At 38.1% G+C, this 18,635-nt stretch carries 14 protein-coding genes and 1 tRNA gene; 3 read left to right on the plus strand and 12 right to left on the minus strand.

Going from position 1 to position 18,635, the window contains the following annotated elements; genetic code table 11:
* Positions 1 to 214 precede the first annotated feature (214 nt).
* Positions 215 to 1,627, minus strand: coding sequence for an NADP-dependent phosphogluconate dehydrogenase (gene gndA / locus RTR43_RS24045; RefSeq protein ID WP_312476243.1), 1,413 nt, complete (start codon positions 1,625 to 1,627; stop codon positions 215 to 217).
* A 633-nt stretch (positions 1,628 to 2,260) separates the two neighbouring features.
* On the opposite strand from gndA, the gene RTR43_RS24050 reads away from it, so the two are divergent.
* On the plus strand, positions 2,261 to 3,769 hold the full coding sequence (locus RTR43_RS24050) for a diguanylate cyclase domain-containing protein (protein ID WP_312476246.1): 1,509 nt from the start codon (positions 2,261 to 2,263) through the stop codon (positions 3,767 to 3,769).
* A gap of 395 nt (positions 3,770 to 4,164) precedes the next feature.
* The gene (locus RTR43_RS24055; RefSeq protein WP_312476248.1) at positions 4,165 to 5,184 is read left to right on the plus strand and encodes an ATP-binding protein; all 1,020 of its coding nucleotides are present in this window, start codon (positions 4,165 to 4,167) and stop codon (positions 5,182 to 5,184) included.
* Between the two features lie 80 nt (positions 5,185 to 5,264).
* Here the strand turns inward: RTR43_RS24055 and RTR43_RS24060 are convergent, their stop codons facing one another.
* The 10 genes from RTR43_RS24060 to queG all read right to left on the minus strand — a co-directional run bounded on the left by RTR43_RS24060 (position 5,265) and on the right by queG (position 16,803).
* Positions 5,265 to 6,251, minus strand: coding sequence for a CAP domain-containing protein (locus RTR43_RS24060; protein WP_396954621.1), 987 nt, complete (start codon positions 6,249 to 6,251; stop codon positions 5,265 to 5,267).
* A gap of 459 nt (positions 6,252 to 6,710) precedes the next feature.
* The gene (locus tag RTR43_RS24065; RefSeq protein WP_312476250.1) at positions 6,711 to 7,448 is read right to left on the minus strand and encodes an SIS domain-containing protein; all 738 of its coding nucleotides are present in this window, start codon (positions 7,446 to 7,448) and stop codon (positions 6,711 to 6,713) included.
* Between the two features lie 19 nt (positions 7,449 to 7,467).
* Complete coding sequence (locus tag RTR43_RS24070) at positions 7,468 to 8,190, minus strand: GntR family transcriptional regulator (protein ID WP_312476252.1); 723 nt, start codon at positions 8,188 to 8,190, stop codon at positions 7,468 to 7,470.
* A gap of 57 nt (positions 8,191 to 8,247) precedes the next feature.
* On the minus strand, positions 8,248 to 8,985 hold the full coding sequence (gene nagB / locus RTR43_RS24075) for a glucosamine-6-phosphate deaminase (RefSeq protein WP_312476255.1): 738 nt from the start codon (positions 8,983 to 8,985) through the stop codon (positions 8,248 to 8,250).
* Positions 8,986 to 10,179, minus strand: coding sequence for an N-acetylglucosamine-6-phosphate deacetylase (gene nagA, locus RTR43_RS24080; RefSeq protein ID WP_312476258.1), 1,194 nt, complete (start codon positions 10,177 to 10,179; stop codon positions 8,986 to 8,988). It lies immediately after the preceding gene.
* A gap of 289 nt (positions 10,180 to 10,468) precedes the next feature.
* A complete protein-coding gene (gene yhbH, locus RTR43_RS24085) occupies positions 10,469 to 11,635 on the minus strand; it encodes a sporulation protein YhbH (RefSeq protein WP_312476260.1) in 1,167 nt (388 codons plus the stop codon).
* A 256-nt stretch (positions 11,636 to 11,891) separates the two neighbouring features.
* Positions 11,892 to 13,787: a PrkA family serine protein kinase gene (locus RTR43_RS24090; RefSeq protein WP_312476262.1), complete on the minus strand. Its 1,896-nt coding sequence runs from the start codon at positions 13,785 to 13,787 to the stop codon at positions 11,892 to 11,894.
* 328 nt (positions 13,788 to 14,115) lie between these two features.
* Complete coding sequence (gene trmL, locus RTR43_RS24095; protein WP_248734002.1) at positions 14,116 to 14,589, minus strand: tRNA (uridine(34)/cytosine(34)/5-carboxymethylaminomethyluridine(34)-2'-O)-methyltransferase TrmL; 474 nt, start codon at positions 14,587 to 14,589, stop codon at positions 14,116 to 14,118.
* A gap of 123 nt (positions 14,590 to 14,712) precedes the next feature.
* Positions 14,713 to 15,585, minus strand: a complete 873-nt coding sequence (locus RTR43_RS24100; RefSeq protein WP_312476265.1) for an amidase domain-containing protein — start codon at positions 15,583 to 15,585, stop codon at positions 14,713 to 14,715.
* Positions 15,586 to 15,672: 87 nt separating this feature from the next.
* The gene (gene queG / locus RTR43_RS24105) at positions 15,673 to 16,803 is read right to left on the minus strand and encodes a tRNA epoxyqueuosine(34) reductase QueG (RefSeq protein ID WP_312476267.1); all 1,131 of its coding nucleotides are present in this window, start codon (positions 16,801 to 16,803) and stop codon (positions 15,673 to 15,675) included.
* A 116-nt stretch (positions 16,804 to 16,919) separates the two neighbouring features.
* Here queG and RTR43_RS24110 point away from each other — a divergent pair, with 116 nt between their 5' ends.
* Complete coding sequence (locus RTR43_RS24110) at positions 16,920 to 17,591, plus strand: B3/B4 domain-containing protein (RefSeq protein ID WP_312476269.1); 672 nt, start codon at positions 16,920 to 16,922, stop codon at positions 17,589 to 17,591.
* Positions 17,592 to 17,746: 155 nt separating this feature from the next.
* On the opposite strand, the gene RTR43_RS24115 is transcribed toward RTR43_RS24110, so the two are convergent.
* Positions 17,747 to 17,820 (minus strand) — tRNA-Gly (locus RTR43_RS24115).
* Positions 17,821 to 18,635: the final 815 nt, after the last annotated feature.

An 18,635-nucleotide genomic window follows, 5' to 3' on the forward strand; every position in this document is an offset into this window, starting at 1 on the left:
TCAGATAACTATTTCAAGTTATCAACACTAAATTATTTTATAATTTCCTATACAAATATAAAAGTTGCTGCTTAGAGAATTCTAGCAGCAACTTTTTTGCATTCTAATTATTTTATTCTTAAAGCTTTTTAAGTAAAATCACTATCAATATAGACCAAAACAGAGGCACCCCATGCATTTAATAGGTTGGGCTGTCTTTGTTTTAGGTTTCACTTTATTCCATCCAGTTTGTATGGAAGACTCCTTCCTTATCGGTTCGTTGATAAGTATGGGCACCAAAATAATCGCGCTGTGCCTGTAGAAGATTTGCCGGGAGTGTTTCCGAACGGTAGCTGTCATAGTAAGCGATGGCACTTGCAAATGAAGGTACTGGAATTCCACGTTCAATTGCTACGGCTAGAACCTGACGTAATGCACTTTGATAGCTTTCAACAATTTCTTGAAAGTAAGGGTCTAATAAAAGGTTGGCTAATTCAGGATCACGATCATAGGCATCTTTAATTTTTTGCAAGAACTGTGCACGAATGATACATCCGCCGCGGAAAATCATCGCTATATCACCGTAACGAAGATTCCAATCGTATGCTTCTGATGCTGCACGCATTTGCGCAAACCCTTGTGCGTAGGAACAAATTTTACTCATATACAAGGCTTTACGGATTGCTTCAATTAACTCTTCTTTATTCCCATCAAACGGCTTTATATCTGGCCCTTTCAGCACCTTGCTGGCCTTCACACGTTCATCTTTCATAGCTGAGATAAAGCGGGCAAATACAGATTCTGTAATGAGCGGCAGCGGTACACCTAAATCTAAAGCATTTTGGCTTGTCCACTTGCCGGTTCCTTTTTGGCCTGCAGTATCTAAAATCACATCAACCAGCGGCTTTCCTGTTTCTTCATCTGTTTTGGTAAAAATATCTGCAGTAATTTCAATTAAATAGCTGTCTAATTCACCTTTATTCCATTCTGAGAATACTTTATGAAGCTCCTCCGCACCTAAGCCCAGACTATTTTTCAAGATAAAATATGCCTCTGAGATTAATTGCATATCACCATATTCAATTCCGTTATGAACCATTTTTACATAATGACCTGCACCATTTGGCCCGATATATGTACAACAAGCATCACCGTTCACCTTTGCTGATATCGCCTCTAGGATGGGGTGAACAAGATCGTATGCTTCCCTTTTTCCTCCAGGCATGATCGAAGGACCATTAAGAGCCCCCTCTTCCCCACCAGATACGCCAGTCCCGATAAAATGGAACCCAGCTGTTTCTAATTCCTTATTCCGCCTAATCGTATCTTGAAAGAACGTATTTCCACCATCGATAAGAATATCACCTTCTTCAAGATAAGGCTTTAATGATTCGATCGTAGCATCTGTTGCCGAGCCTGCTTTTACCATTAATAAGATTTTTCTTGGCTTTTCTAAAGAATTCACAAATTCTTCAACCTCTTTAGCACCAACAAAGTTTTTTCCAGCTGCTTCATTCTTTAAAAATGCTTCTGTTTTATCATATGAACGGTTGAAGACAGCCACAGAATAGCCTCGGCTTTCAATATTTAGTGCAAGGTTTTTTCCCATAACAGCCAAACCTATTACACCAATTTGTTGTTTAGACATTTCTCATTCCCTCTTTCTTTTTTCATGTTTAGTAAGTGAAAAAGCTTATCCATAGTAGATTAACTTAGGAATTCCATACAGGTAGCTTTTCCAATCATCTGCCGCTGCAATAATAACTTCCCTCATTCATTCGGAAGACTTACTTTAACCTCGTATCTTCTGAGGTCTCTACAAAGTAGTGTACCTTACCAACCAGTACCTAACAACGGTTACGTCTTGAAGATAGGTGAAAGGAATGGTATATTTTTTCTCCTAACACCTAAAAACCGGAATAATTGAAAAATCCGAAAGTAATTTTCTTGCTTTTTTCTTTGTAAACACCAAGAATTCGTTTTATTATGCCCTAACTTAAGGAGAGAAATCACTCCTTGGCTGACTCTATTTATTGCTAAATTGGGTAAACCATCCACTTAATTTTCCCCATCATCTATTTCAGTCCTTAATGTTCAAGAACTTCACCTTTTGTTCAATATTGAGGTAACCAAGGCTTCCTTCAAACAGGGAGCTTTAATTGTATTAAAATGTGTTTTGTCATATATATCAAATTTATTGTATACTTGGAAAGTATGAGATTTAATTCATAGGAAATATTATACTGCTATAGCTGCTCAAGTTCATTCCAGGAGAATAATTATGGTAAAAGATTTTGTCTCAAATGCCACACTATTAATCGCTTCCTTCTCAATGTTGGGATTGATATTTAAAGATAAACCATTGCAATTTTCATCCCCCTTAGCAACTAGAATATATTGGGGACTTTGTTTTGGAATTCTTGGAAACATTTTAATGTCTTTTAGCATTCAAGTGGACTCAAGGAGCATCGCCGATTTGCGCCACTTGGCGATAGTAATCGCAGCCGCTTTTGGCGGATATGTCCCGGCAATGATTTCAGCTGTCCTTATTGCGATAGGAAGGATTGTCCTTTCAGGCTTTAGTGAAACATCTTTACTTCCATCTCTTGGTTCCCTTTTAATTGGAATCACATGTGGTGGGATTTCACTGCTACACTTTAATCGTGCTTTAAAAACTTTTTTAATGAATCTTTGTGGACTGTTCATTATATCCATCATGTTCATAATGATAATTGACGATAAAGAAATCCTTAAACATATTTTAACTATCCATTATCTTATTTCATTAATTGGCGGTTTTATCGCCTATCATTTTTTTGTGTTTGTCGTCGATTCAAACGATGCACACAATCAATTGAAGCACAGTGTTATCAAATTAAAAGAAACAGAAGAACGGTTTCGATTAATTGCTGAATATTCGAGTGATATGATAACCATGCACAATGAAAGGACTGAATATATTTACATTTCACCAGCAGTAAAAGAGATCATTCATTTTGAATACCCTGAACTGCTCGGCAAAAAAATGGAATATTTTATTCATCCCGATGATATTGAGCGAACGAATGAAATGTTTGAAAGAGCACTCCATAAAGGAGTAGCTGAATCCACTTACCGCTATCGTTCAAAATTGGGGGACTATGTTTGGATTGAATCAACACTAAAGAGTGTTCATTTTCAAGAATATGGAAGCAAAAAAGTCATTATTGTTTCGCGAAATATTACCGATCGAAAGCTAACAGAACAAAAATTACAAGAAGCCAATGAGTTACTAAATCGTTTATCCTATATGGATGGTTTAACAGGCATCGCCAATAGAAGATATTTTGATGAAACACTTGCAAAAGAATGGTTAAACTCGTTTTCAGCCAAATCACCGATCACCTTACTGATGTTCGATATTGACTACTTTAAAAAGTTCAATGATACATACGGACACTTAACAGGAGACTTTTGCTTACAATCGATTGCTCAAGCCATTAAAAAAATAATTACAGAAGCCCTTGGATATACACTTTGCCGTTATGGCGGCGAAGAATTTGCCATCATCCTGCCTGCTTCCAATATAGAGGAAGGAATTAAGCTTGCCCATCAGATTCAAGAGACGATAAGGTCACTTAAGATTCCTCATAGCAGCTCGGAAATTGCTGATTTTGTCACCTTAAGTATTGGACTGGCCTCTTTGATTCCGACTCCATCTTCTAAATCCCAGGAGTTAATTAAAATGGCTGATTCAGCTCTTTATTTATCAAAAACAAAAGGCAGAAATTCTATCTCCATCAGTCAATAAAGGTCAGGAAGGATTAACATGGACTAATCCCTCCTGACCTTTTTTGTCTTATTTCCACAACTATTCTTTTTTTTCAAACTATTAAGCAAATTTTGTTGTATCTTGTGGAAAATACATGTAAAATTTTCCTAACCCCCCTATGGACGGTGAAGATAATGGAAATTACTCAACACCTTTTCTTAAATCTCTCTATATTAATTATTCTATTATTTTTTTGTTTCATATTTTTCGAAAGGAATAAAACGTTTACCCTGCCTAAAACCTCGATTGTAATATTTTTTTTCGTCATCATATGGATCTGCATTCAATTCTCCTATAATCCGATTTCTTATGCTAGGTATGATTTACGGATTATTCCCTTGGTCATTGGCGGCTTCTATTTTGGGGTTGGCCCGATGCTTGTATTAGCAACCATTATCATAAGATTCTTTTATGGAGTCAATTTGGGCTTTTACCAGACAATCATTCTTTATGGTTCATTCGCACTGGTCGTTTGGCGGTTATATCCTTGGTTTTGGAAACAAGCTCCGTTACAGAGAATACTAATTTCAGTTTGTAATGGTATGGCGCTTGGAATACTTACGGTTTTCGGGATGAAGTTAAACAATACCCCCACCAACTGGCTGGATGCCTGGTTAGCTTACTTAATAATCCCTGCACTAGGAATTAGCATCATTTCCTATTTAATAGAAATATATAAAAGAAATAATAAAATAAGGCAGCAGCTAATTAAATCAGAAAAATTAAAAGCAGTTGAACAAATGGGAGCAGCCATTTCTCATGAGATTCGAAACCCGCTCACTGCCGCAATTGGCTTTGTTCAGCTGCTCGAGGATGATTATCTCTCCAGACAAAAAAGAAAAGAATACCTGTCTATTGTAAAGGAAGAACTGCATTCTGCTGAAAGGGTAATTCAAGATTATTTAACATTTATAAAACCCTCAATAGCGTTGTCAGAGGAGATTAATGTAAAGAGTGAATTGAGACAAATTATTAATCTCCTCCAGCCCTTAGCAAATCAAAATTCAGTGGAGATTGTAACAGATTTTTCAATCATTGGTTTTATAAAAGGAGACACGCAGAATTTTCATCAATGTTTTATCAATGTAATGAAAAATGCAATTGAAGCTATGCCGCATGGAGGGTATTTAACCATCTCCACAGAATATAATCAGAACTATATTACCATTACAGTGAAGGACTCAGGAATAGGGATGACGAGAGAACAACTCGAACGACTTGGTGAGCCTTTTTATTCGACAAAAGGGAAAAACGGTACTGGTCTTGGAATGATGGTAGTTTATAGTATTGTCCGTGCGATGGATGGAATGATTGACGTCGAAAGTGAAGTTGGGTATGGAACGATTATTCAATTTGAATTTCCAACCATTGCGTCCATATTAAAAGTGCAATAAAAAAGAACCGATGGAAGAAGAATGGAATCCTCCGTCGGTTCTTTGATTTCTGGCAGATTTCATTAAAAATTCATCTGACTTTATTTGCCAATAAACATTTGTGACCAATGTTTCCCTGTATCTTCAAATCCAACCCCAATATGTGTAAAATTTGCACTAAGAATATTTTTTCGGTGTCCTTCACTGTTCATCCAAGCAGTAACAACTTCTTGTGGCGTCCGCTGTCCTTGTGCAATATTTTCACCTGCAGATTTATAGGTCACCCCAAAATCTCTCATCATGTCAAACGGTGAGCCATAAGTAGGACTTGTATGTGAAAAATAATGGTTTTGCTGCATATCGAGCGCTTTCTTTTGAGCAACACCGTTTAACTGAGTGTCTGCTTTTAATGCAGGAAGGCCATTTTTACTTCTCTCGCTATTCGTTAAATTGATGACTTGTTGTACATATTGACTAACTGTTCCTGTGGCCGGTGCAGTAGTTTGTGTCTTTGCGGGTTGACTTGGGGCAGGCAGCGTTTGTTTTGGAGCTGTCTGCGTCAACGGCTGAGTTTGGTTAGGAACCGTCTGCTGTGGTGCCGTTTGCTGTGGCGTCGTTTGCTGTGGCACATTATGCTGTACCGGTGCTTTTGCAGTCGGTGTTTGCTGCTGAAAATATGGTGGAACTTGTTGAGTAACTCCGGACTGGAGCCAATTACCTTGTCGTGGATCAATCGTAATGAATTGGTATTTTGCATCCTGCATTAACATCGCTCTTGTATGCGGATATTGATCACTGTTCATCGTTGTTTGATAAGCTGAGATCATATCGTCCTTTTTCCTATTTCGACGATAATTATCATTAAACAAATTTAGATCATCCACGTTCCTGTTCCGATAATTCTCAGTCAACGGTCCATTATGATCAATGCCATTATTGTATCGAACATCCATGATTTGGTTGTTTCTTGTACTTGTATTCATCCCTATCCTATCCGTAGTACGGTCATTAATATTATTTTTATTACAAGCAGCTAGTCCCATTGTCAGAGCTGCTGTTAGTAGGACACCAACAGGTTTTTTTATCAATCGAACTTCCTCCTTTTGCAAAAAAATCTCTTGCCTTTTTATTTTTTATTTTTTCAGGAGAAAGTATGACTGGAAATTAACGTATTTCATAAAAAACTATCATGAGCCTCAACTCCCAACCCAACCATGGAAATAAATTTAGAGAACAAGCCGTAGTCACCTAATAAAGGCGGTGAGAGCAGAGCTAGACTTCACATCTTTCGTCTAGTGAAATGGGTATTTCACTTTAACTGGTTAAAGTGATTCATTTTTGCGGCGCTCCGCCCCTTTTCCACAGAAAAAATAGAACCTCCCGTTTAGCTGCTTACGGACTCGGCCACATTAACTGAGATAAAGGAAACATGGTGAGTGGAGTGAGCCGATCTTGACTTATCCTAGGGAATGGTAAAAAACCAACAGCTGCTATAAACATCTGTTGGCTTCTTTAAAGATAATATTACTACGCTTTTAAGCAAATAATTATTTTTCAAGGAGTGGGATTCTGTTTTTATATTTACGAATGATCTGACGATTGTGCTCCACAGCCCCATCAGCATTGCTACTTTTAAAAATTGGCGGAGTAAAGTTATTTTCAACCATAATATTAATGGCGTCAACCATAATGGCATTAACAATCGCTGTTCCAACAACTGTTGAACCAGAGCCAAAGGAAACGTCCAACCATTCATGCTCCATGAGTGCATCGCCGACCTTAATATGGTTATCAATCGCAAGCTCCCCTGCTTGAGAAAGGAATTTTCCACTTTTGTGTCTCGAATCTACACCTTTGGTATATAGCAGTGATGAAATCGTTATGACAAAAGCACCCTGTTTTTTAGCGAAGTCCGCCACATCAATAGGAACCGGATTTCTGCCTGAGGTTGAAGCAACAAGAACCACATCTCCAGATTGAATGGATAAATTCCCAAAGAATTGCTCTGCAAAATCAGCTTTTTGTTCGAATTGCGATGAACGAACAGCCCCTTTATGGAGCATAATATCCTCAATAAGGATTGGGTTAATTGGGGCAAGTCCGCCTGCTCGGTAAAAGAGTTCCTCAGCCAGCATATGGGAATGACCGCAGCCAAAAACATGGACAATTCCATCCGATTGAATGCACTGAGCTATTTTTTTTGCGGCTATATTAATGCTCTCATTTTCTTCCGTTTCAATGGTATCTAATAAATCCTTAAGATTTTTAAAATAAACATCGAACATGTGATATCCTCCAAATTTACTACCGTTTCATCTGAATCATAAATTTATAACGGTCAGCACGATAAGCTGATTTTACAAATTCAACAGGGGTTCCATCTTTAAGATAGGTATTTCTTTGAATCAGCATTACTGGTGCCCCTTTAGTGATGCTTAAATATTTTACTTCAATAGGACTTGCAATTGATGATTCAATGACCTGCGATGCACTATCAATTCTTAAGTTTAACTTTCCTTCAATGTATGCATATAGAGATTGATTCACAATCTGTTCTGTTAGTCCTTTGACGAGATTGGCGGAAATATAATTTGTTTCTAGTGCCATTGGGACACCATCTGCTAAGCGAATTCGTTTGATTTCATACACGGGTCCATACTCAGGAATAGAGAGCTGCCCAGCAATCTGAGTTGTTGCGGGAATTATTTCAAAGTGGATTAATTGACTCCCCGGCGTAAGTCCTCTTGCTTTCATGTCCTCTGTAAAGCTAGTCAACCCTTGAAGCGGTTGTTCAATTTTTCGCTCTGCAACGAAAGTTCCCTTGCCTTGCAAACGATGTAAATACCCTTCATTTACCAGCTGGGTGAAAGCCTGTCTGACAGTCATGCGGCTAATTTGATATTTTTCCGCATATTCTCTTTCGGCGGGCAAAGAATCACCAGGAAGTAACTCACCCTTTTCAATTCGTTCCTTAATTTGTTCTTCGAGCTGGTAGTAAATGGGGATTGGGGAATTCTTATCAATCATTCTCCTTCCTACACCTTCCTATTTAAACTGTGGCAACAGCAGATACGCTGATAAATTTCAACTGTGAACCTTTAGGTCTGCAATTGCCGCTTTATCTGCAATAATTGTAACACATGGATGTTTTTTCAAAACAGAGGCAGGAAAATTTTCATTGATTTCTTCATTAAAAAGCTTGGACAAAGCTTCTTTTTTGGATTCACCTGAAACAAGCAATAGTATTTCTTCACTTTTCATAATGGTAGAAATCCCCATCGTAATTGCCTTTGTTGGAACTTCTTCTGGTTGATTAAAAAATCTGGCATTAGCCCTAATTGTTGAAGGTGCTAAATTGACAATATTAGTTGTGGAGTTAAAGGAAGTTCCTGGTTCATTGAATCCAATATGTCCGTTATTGCCAATCCCCAGAATTTGCAGATTAATGCCGCCATGTTCGGTAAGTAATTCTTCGTAACGATTGCATTCTTTTTGAAAATCAGTAGCGTCCCCACGAGGAATATTGGTATTTTCCTTTTTAATATCAATATGATTAAACAATTGTTCGTTCATGAAATAGCGATAGCTATTCTTATTTTCACCTGTGAGCCCAATATACTCATCTAAATTAAATACAGTAACTCCCTGATAAGACGTCCCGTTCTTTTGATAATCCTCAATTAAAATTTTATATGTTCCAATTGGAGTTCCACCTGTTGCCAAACCGAGTGTAATAGTTGGATGATGACAAACCTTGTCAATAATATATTCGGCAGCTTTTTTACTCATCTCTTGGTAATCCTTTACTTCGATAAGCTTCATTTAGTTTTCCTCCTTCTTAAAGGCAAGCTCCCCGCGGCAAAATGTCATGAATACTTCCAAGTTTTTATCAAGAATGACGATGTCCCCGTCTTTTCCTTCGGCGAGACTTCCTTTCCTTTCAAAAACATTCAGCTGTTTAGCGGGATTTACTGATGCCATTTCAATTGCATTTTCCAAAGAACAGCCTGTATAATTAACAATATTCTTTACTGCCTGTCCTAATCTTAATATGCTCCCAGCAAGTGTCCCATCCGCTAAAACGGCCTTTCCATCCTGAACGGTAACTTCTTGACCACCAAGATCATATTTACCATTTTTCATGCATTTTGCCCGCATGGAATCTGTAATTAAAATTAGCCCATCACTTTGTTTTTGTTTGTAGGCAAGTTCTACCATTTCAGGTCTGACATGCACTCCATCCACAATAATTTCTGCTATTAATTCATCCCGTAAAAATGCTGCACCGACAACACCTGGTTCCCTGTGATGCAAACCCCTCATTTGATTAAAGAGATGGGTTACGTGATTAGCTCCAGCTTCAATTGCTTCACCAACTTCTTCATAGGTCGCATCTGAATGACCGATAGAAGCAATAATTCCATTCTCCTTTAAATAGCGAATCATTTCTAATCCACCTGGACGTTCAGGGGCTAAAGTGACAAGTTTAATATTTCCGTTTGTCATCGTTTGCCACTCTTTAAACAAGGCAAGGTCTGGATCGACGATATGCTGGATAGGCTGTGCCCCTGCTCGTTTTGCATTTACAAAAGGTCCTTCAAGGTGAAGACCAAGTATTTCAGCCTTTCCTTGGGATGGCTGCTTTTCAATATATTGCGCTACATTCTTTAATGCATTTTCAATTTGTTTTCCTTCTTGAGTCATCGTTGTCGCTAAAAAGCTCGTCGTTCCCTCTTTTGGAAGGGCTGTGACCATTGTGTCTAGCGCTTCCTTTGTAGCGTCCATTGTATCGGCCCCATTAACCCCATGGATGTGTACATCAATAAAGCCAGGAATCGCTTTATAGTAAGCTGGAAGTTCTATAACCTCAAATTCATCTTCATCTATTAGCGCGTCTATTGAACCAATTTCTATTATTTTTTGATCCTTTATTTTAATAAATCCATTTTTAATCATTTCTTTTTCTGAATAAACTCGGATACCCTTAAGTAAAATAGGGTTAACATGCTTAATCATCACCATTACTTCCTTTCTGGTTATATCTATATTTTAGCATTATCTATTTCTAGTTGTCTATACCAATTTTTGATTGGTATCATTCATAACCATCTAAAAATAGGTGTAAATTCTTATTACCATCATTTTAATTATTTTTTCTTTTTTAAATAAAAAACCAAATAGGTATAGACAACTATATCTATAGGAATAACGTGATGTTACTTGGCTTTTGATACGAATCCCATCTTGCGATTATCAACGAATAGCGAAAAAAAAACGACAAGTGTCAGTCACCTGTCGTTTTTCGTTATGCATACATTGTCGATTCTTCTTGTTGAAAGAAGCTTTTCATTGCATGGAATACATCTGCTTTTTGTTTGAGGATATAATAGCGGAAATGTTCATCCTTTATGTTCTTGTAGGCTGACATTAAGGTTGAATGGCGGTTGTATTGATTTACCTCGCCATAGCCAAACATATTGGATACTTCCATTAATTCTTCTACAAGTTTCACACAGCGGGCATTATCGGATGTAAGATTATCACCGTCTGAGAAGTGGAATGGGTAAATGTTGAACTTTCGTGGACTGTATTTGTCATCAATAATTTCAAGGGCTTTGCGGTAAGCGGATGAACAAATCGTTCCACCGCTTTCTCCTTTAGAGAAGAAGTCTTCCTCTGTAACGATTTTTGCTTCAGTATGGTGGGCAATAAATTCAATTTCCACCGTTTCATACTTTGTTCTTAAAAAGCGGGTCATCCAGAAGAAGAAGCTACGAGCCATATATTTTTCCCAAATCCCCATGGAACCACTTGTATCCATCATGGCAATGACAACAGCTTTCGAATCAGGTTTAACGATTTCATTCCAGGTTTTAAATTTCAAGTCATCTTTGTAGATAGGATGGAATGCCGGTTTTCCACTTATCGCATTTCGTTTAAAGGCAGACAACATCGTTCGTTTTTTATCAATATTTCCCATTAAACCCGTTTTTCGGATATCGTTGAATTCAATGTTTTCAACCAAATGTTCTTGCTCTTCTTTTTTCTTGAGATTCGGTAGCTCTAACTGCTTAAACAATGCTTCCTCGAGCTCCATTAATGATACTTCTGCCTCAAAATAATCCTCACCGGCTTGATCCCCTGCTCCTTGGCCCTTACCGGGTGCTTTTTGTCCACTTGAACCGTCACGTGCTACTACGTCACCGACTTGGCTGTCACCGTCCCCCTGGCCCACGTGTTTGTTTTTGTCATAATTATAACGAATTTTATATTCGTCCAATGAACGAATCGGAATTTTTACCACATCTCGACCATTAGACATAATTATGCTTTCTTCTGTAATTAGATCTGGAAGATTGTTACGAATTGCCTCCTGGACTTTTTCCTGATGCCGCTGCTGATCATCGTGGCCTTTACGGTGGAGGGACCAATCTTCTCTCGAGATGACAAATTGATGGTTGTTAACTGACAATGTAAACCCCTCCTTATCAAATTAATCTAATTCAAACCGCACACTTTATTATCAAAGACATACAATAACGCGAGTGAAAAATTTTATATAAAATATAGATTACTTTATCCTATGCAGAAACGATAAATAATTTACAAATAATTTCGACAAACGGGTTTTTGCCTAAAAAAATAGGACAAGTATACCTTTTGAGGAAAAGTAGAAAAAAAGAGACTGACAGATTCGTTCTGCCAGTCCTCACTATTCTAACTCTTAATTATCTATTCAATAAGCTTCCAACATAACGCAACAATTCATTTGCGGATGTCGAGTTGTAGCCATGTTCATCAATGAGCCTTGCGACAACGTTGTTAATTTTCTTCAACTGTTGCTCATCAGGTGTTTTCGATGAAGTGGTAATCTTAACTACATCTTTTAAATCAGCAAAGAGCTTCTTCTGAATGGCCTCTCGAAGGCGGTCATGGGAATTATAGTCAAATCGTTTGCCTTTTCTGGCAAATGCTGAAATTCTGATTAGCACCTCTTCCCTGAAGGCTTTTTTGGCGTTTTCGGAAATACCAATTTGTTCCTCAATCGATCGCATTAGTTTTTCATCTGGATTAATTTCCTCACCTGTTAACGGGTCACGAAGCTTTGCTTTATTACAATAGGCTTCCACATTATCAAGGTAATTGTCCATTAATGTTTTAGCAGACTCTTCATACGAATAGACAAAAGCTTTTTGGACTTCGTTCTTGGCGATATTATCATACTCTTTCCGTGCCAAAGAGATATAATTCATATAGCGTTCCCGAAGCTCGGTTGTAATTGACGGATGCTGATCGAGCCCGTCTTTAAGTGATCTTAAAACATCTAATGCATTAATAGAAGGTACTTCTTTCCTAATGATGGTGGATGAAATTCGGTTTATCACATAACGTGGGTCAATACCGCTCATGCCTTCATCAGGATATTCCTTTTTCAGTTCATCAACATCTGCCGAATTAAACCCTTCGACGTTTTCCCCGTCATAGAGACGCATTTTCTTCAGTAAATCAATATCTCCTTTTTTCGGTTCCTTTAACCGTGTTAAAATGGTAAACATCGCGGCAACCTTTAACGTATGCGGCGCAATGTGGACATCGGAGACATCACTTTCGTTAATCATCTTTTCATAGATTCTTTCTTCCTGTGACGCCTTTAGGTTATATGGAATCGGCATAACAATAATTCTAGAATGGAGCGCCTCATTTTTCTTATTAGAGATAAAGGAGCGGTATTCTGTTTCGTTCGTATGGGCCACGATGAGTTCATCAGCGCTTATTAAGGCAAACCTGCCTGCTTTAAAGTTCCCCTCTTGAGTTAAAGATAGCAAATGCCAAAGAAATTTCTCATCACATTTCAACATTTCCTGGAACTCCATCATTCCACGGTTCGCTTTATTAAGCTCCCCATCGAAGCGATATGCCCTTGGATCTGATTCAGATCCAAATTCCGCTATCGTGGAAAAATCGATACTTCCTGTTAAATCAGCAATATCCTGTGATTTTGGATCGGATGGACTAAACGTTCCAATTCCTGTGCGTTTATCTTCAGAGAAAAAGATTCTTTCAACTAATACGTCCTCAATTCGACCACCATATTCTTGTTCGAGACGCATCATGTTCAGCGGTGAAAGATTGCCTTCAATCCGAACCCCATACTCATCATGAAAATCCTTGCGCAAATGATGTGGAATTAAGTGTAGTGGATCCTCGTGCATCGGACATCCTTTGATGGCAAAAACAGATCCACGATTCTTATGTGAATAGCTTTCTAAACCTCTTTTTAACATCGTGACAAGAGTTGATTTTCCTCCGCTTACCGGACCCATTAATAATAATATTCGCTTTCTTACATCAAGTCTTTTAGCTGCAGGATGAAAGTACTCTTCGACTAGCCGCTCCAGTGACTCTTCTAAACCAAATAATTGATTGCTAAAGAAGTTGTATCTTTTCGTCCCCTTCTCTTCTTCAATGCCAGCATCCTTAATCATATTATAAACTCGAGAATGCGCAGATTGTGCTACCCATGGCTTTTCCTTTAACATCAGTAAATAATCAGCGAACGATCCTTCCCAGCGGAGTTTCTCCTCTTCTTCTCGATACATCTCGATTTTTTTTAAAATATCCATAGCGCCCTCCCCCTGTAGCTTAATCAGAGACGATTAATATACTCTATGCGCTTAGGAACTTGAACATGCGTAACCAAGATGAGATGTTAATTATCTTTTTTACTCCGATAAAAGAATCTTACTCTTTTCATTTTTTAAAGTTAGGCTATAATAAAACTATATGTGTAAAATTGTATGACGAAGGGGGCAATACATAAAATGAACACTTTCATCGTTATTTTAGTAATGGTTGCATTCTTAGCGGCAATCTTCACTGCAGGGTATAATGATAAGCAGGGATCAAGTAAATAAGGATACAAAAAAAGCTGCCTCGGGCAGCTTTTTTCGTTTATTTTAAATGTGAATAGTCTTGCTGCCTTAATGCTTCGTAAATAAGGATAGCCGCTGTATTAGATAGATTTAAGGAACGAATATTATCATTCATTGGAATCCTTAGGCTTACTTCTTTATTCTTTTCAATAACGTCTTTTGGAAGGCCGGTTGTTTCCCGTCCAAAAATAAAATAATACTCTTTGCTTGGATCACTATAATCAAATGTACTATGTGGCTTTTTTCCGAATTTCGTCAGATAGAAAAATTCACCACCAGCATTTCTTTCATAAAATTCATCTAAAGAATCATAATAGACAATATTTACGAATTGCCAATAATCCAAACCAGCTCTTTTTAACATCTTGTCATCAGTTGAAAAACCTAACGGCCGAATTAAATGTAACGTGGTATCAGTTCCGGCACAAGTCCGGGCAATGTTCCCAGTATTAGAAGGAATTTGTGGTTGATATAAAACTACATGGATTGACACGAATTTCACCTCGAATAAAAACTTTAAAAAGCAATTATATCACTCCGATTAATCCTTATAAAGAAAACTGGCCGACTACGAAGCTCTTGCTCATGCATCTTTCCTATCGGCCAAGAGTAAACATCAATCAACAATGGTGTAAAACTTATATTTGATTTTCGGTGTATAGGCCGAAGAATCCTCATAGGCCCAGTACCTCATCCGGCTATTGTAGGTATGGGCATTAACTAATGGCATCCCGTTGGCATCTTTGCCAGTAACAATTGTATTATGATTGAAACGGCCGTCCCCTTCAAAATCGTAGCAAATAACATCTCCCAATAACAACTGATCAGGACTGCTAACTTCCCTAGCTCGTAGGCCACTTTTAGAATTAGATAAATATGACCTTAAGGAGTTTGCCACAGCCCAGCTATAGCTCCAATTGTTATTTTGATGCCACCAGCCTGTTCCCCTGTTTGGATGGCCTCTCATCGGCGCACCGCCAATATGAAGGCATTGAGAAATGAAGTTGGTACAATCCACTTCAAACTTTTTGTAGGCAGAATTATAGCTATTCCACCAGCGCTCTGCATATTGGACAGCTTTTAAACGATTATATTGATAGCTTAGCCGCTCCTCATTTTCCTCAAAGAGTGGTATCGATTGTTGCTTCTGAGGTTCCTGATAATCCTTATACTTTATTTCCTCATCCATTACCAATGCCTCTTGATACAACTTTGCCAGCCTTTCTTCCACTTCTTCTTCCAAATAAAGCATGCCTTTTTGTTTAATTAAATATTGATAATGGGCAAGGTATTTGACTGTTTGAAACTCGCCATCGTCAGATTCCTCTATGATTTTGCCAGCTGCTTTGACTTTAACTATCTCTGCAGACCGTCTTGCCATTGTTGCTTGTTTTTTTTCAGCCTTCGGAAAAAATGCCTTGTGACTTCTTTTATCAGACACAAATTGATATACCCTAGTATCAAATAGCTCCTGAAACGATTTTTTCAAATTCCTCCCCCCTTTCATTTCATACATATGAAAGAAAGGAGATTTTAAAACAAAAAGCGCAGGCGCCTTCTAAACAAGTACAGCTTGTTAACGGTAAAAATTTATTCCTTTTTCTATTTCATTAACCACTTCTTTATCCATTTCATGCATTTGCGCTCTTTTTAGTGCGGTCAAAGCCATTTCCCCACCAATTTTTCCAAGTACCCAGGCAGCCGTTCCTCTCAATACAGGACTTGCTTCATTCTCTAGAATCTCAATTAAATTTGGAACTGCTGTTTCATCCTTAAAATGGGCAAGTGCCATGATGGCATTCCTTTGAATCGGCTTCTTCCCCCTCCACGAACCTGCCACATTGCCAAATTTATTCTTAAACTCACGGTTGCTTAATTTTAATAATGGTTTTAACAATGGTTTAGCAACTTCAGGATCTGGTTCCATTTCGTCATGGAAATGAAAGTTCTTCCCTTTATTATGCGGACAAGCCGTTTGACAGGAATCACATCCGTATACACGGTTACCGATCTTATCTCTAAACTCATCTGGAATGAACCCTTTCGTTTGCGTTAAAAAAGAAATACAGTGTTGGGCATTTATTTGTCCCCCTTGAACCAAAGCACCTGTCGGACAAGCCTCTAGACACTTTGTACATGACCCACATTGATCTTCAATCGGAGTATCAGGTTCAAATGGGAGGCTAGTAATCATTTCACCAATATAAACATAGGAGCCAAACTCCGGGGTTATAATAGCGCAATTTTTCCCACTCCAACCAATACCCGCTCTTTCGGCAACTGCTCGGTCAGCTAGTTCCCCAGTATCAACCATTGATTTCAGTTTTGCTTCCGGTGCCTTTGTTATTATAAACTCTTCTAGTTTCTTCAGTTTGTCCTTAAGAATATGATGATAGTCCAGCCCCCATGAGGCCCGGCTGAATATTCCTCTTCGCTCTCCTTTTTTCCCTTCCACACGTACGTTCATTTTGGCTGGATAGGCTAGCGCGATGGAGATGATTGAACGAGGTTCAACAAGTAATAATGAAGGCGTTACCCTTTTTTCAATGTCCGGTTCTTCAAATCCAGATTGATAGCCAAGTTCCTGCTGTCTGATTAAGCGATATTTCAATTCTGTAAATGGTTCAGCAGTTGTAAACCCGATCTTATCTATCCCAAGTTCTTTACAATAAGAGATGAGCTCTTCCTTTAATTTTTGAATATCCATATCGCAGGACCTCCTTTCATTGAGGTAATTATATTTTGAAGCTTGGATTGTTTAAATTATTGGTTACACATTTATTTATGATAAACTATTTTCATCTAGTTTTGGAGGTGGAATCGTTGGAAATTCAACTTTCATCGGAATTAATCGAGCTAATTCCTAATTTAAAGCTTGGAGTTATTGAATACAAAAATATTGTCGTTGGAGCTTCTCCGCAAATGCTCAGAGGAAGACTGCAGCTTTTTCAGGAATCTATCTATTTTGACCTAGAGAATAAAAATGTTACCGACCAGCCTGGAATTAAAGAATGGCGGAACGTTTTTAAAAAGATTGGTAAGGATCCAAACCGGTATCGTCATTCTGCGGAGGCATTATTTAGAAGAGTTCAAAAGCAAAATTATCTTTCGTCCGTTCAAAGCGCCATTGATATTAATAATTTTTTCTCTCTTCAATATCAAGTACCGATTGGAATTTACGACCGTGATCTGTTACAAGAATCCGTGGAAATACGAGTGGGAATGGATGGCGAGGAATACATAGGATTAAACGGGAGAACAAACTCCTTAAGTCATCTTATCCTCTCTTCTGATCAGAATGGACCGTTTGGTAGCCCTTTTGTCGATTCGAACAGAACCCCCGTAACTTTTAACACTAGAAATGCCTTGCAAATCATTTATTTAAGACCATCAACTGATATAGAAAATGCGAGGAAGCTGACAGAATCTTTAATGAACATGTTTATACAATTACACGGAGGGGAAGCTTCCTTCCGAATTCTTGGATGCCAGTAAGGCATCTTTTTTTTAATATAAGCTCAAGCGCACGTTTAGTCATTTCTACTCGTCAGTATTCAAGCTAAAGGTTTAAATTTCTTAATCCTTAACAATAGAAAAAACGCAATGCATCGTTCTCCTATGTAACGATACACTGCGTTAGTTAATATGTATGGAGCGGGTGATGGGAATCGAACCCACTACATCAGCTTGGAAGGCTGAGGTTTTACCAGTAAACTACACCCGCATTTAGATGAATATGTGACAATTTCATGAATCAACTGACCTTTACAATAATACACACCTTTTTAACTATCGTCAAGAGGATTTGCGAATTTTGTCGAATTTTCCTGGATCGCGGTGGATTCCTGTGGATTCCTTTTTGGTTCACTAAAGCCCTCACTTAGTTACTCGTTTTTTCACTATCTTTTAACATGCAATCGCCATTATATCAATTTTAACTTTAATTACTAAAGTATTTTGAAATTTTTTGGGGGAATGCCTACGTAGAACCCTTCTACTTCGACTTTTACTCTCTTTTTTTGGGGAAAGCCTACGTAGAGCCCTTCTACTTCGGCTTTTGCTCTCTTTTTTCGGGGGAAAATCTACGTAGCACCTTTCTACATCGGCTTTTGCTCGGCTTTTTTAGCTGAACACCTACGTAGGACCCTTCTACTTCGGCTTTTGCTTGGATTTTTTAGCCGAACACCTACCTAGAACCTTTCTACATCGGCTTTTGCTCTCTTTTTCCGGGGCAAAGCCTAAATAGAACCTTTCTGCCTCAGCAAATAATAAATATATCAGCAAATCGAAGAATAATTGTCAAATTTTACTCTAATTTTAATAAAATGGAAGGATAGCACGCACACGATTTTATTTCCAAGATATTTTTCTAAGGATCTTTTCTAAGGATCTTTTCTAAGGATCGTATTGAATAAAAAAACGTTCCTTACAATATGTAAGAAACGTTTTTTTAATCGCATTGGCAAGCGATTGTCTAGATACCGGTGGTCGGGGTCGAACCGACACTCCTCACGGAACACGATTTTGAGTCGTGCGCGT

The organism is Neobacillus sp. (assembly GCF_031988165.1).
Lineage (GTDB): Bacteria > Bacillota > Bacilli > Bacillales > Cytobacillaceae > Neobacillus > Neobacillus rhizosphaerae.

Excerpts from the sequence above, each read along its gene's own strand:
- gndA (WP_312476243.1), bottom strand. The coding sequence starts at position 1,627 with ATGTCTAAACAACAAATTGGTGTAATAGGTTTGGCTGTTATGGGAAAA.
- RTR43_RS24050 (WP_312476246.1), top strand. The coding sequence starts at position 2,261 with ATGGTAAAAGATTTTGTCTCAAATGCCACACTATTAATCGCTTCCTTC.
- RTR43_RS24055 (WP_312476248.1), top strand. The coding sequence starts at position 4,165 with ATGCTTGTATTAGCAACCATTATCATAAGATTCTTTTATGGAGTCAAT.
- RTR43_RS24065 (WP_312476250.1), bottom strand. The coding sequence starts at position 7,448 with ATGTTCGATGTTTATTTTAAAAATCTTAAGGATTTATTAGATACCATT.
- RTR43_RS24070 (WP_312476252.1), bottom strand. The coding sequence starts at position 8,190 with ATGATTGATAAGAATTCCCCAATCCCCATTTACTACCAGCTCGAAGAA.
- nagB (WP_312476255.1), bottom strand. The coding sequence starts at position 8,985 with ATGAAGCTTATCGAAGTAAAGGATTACCAAGAGATGAGTAAAAAAGCT.
- nagA (WP_312476258.1), bottom strand. The coding sequence starts at position 10,179 with ATGATTAAGCATGTTAACCCTATTTTACTTAAGGGTATCCGAGTTTAT.
- RTR43_RS24090 (WP_312476262.1), bottom strand. The coding sequence starts at position 13,787 with ATGGATATTTTAAAAAAAATCGAGATGTATCGAGAAGAAGAGGAGAAA.
- queG (WP_312476267.1), bottom strand. The coding sequence starts at position 16,803 with ATGGATATTCAAAAATTAAAGGAAGAGCTCATCTCTTATTGTAAAGAA.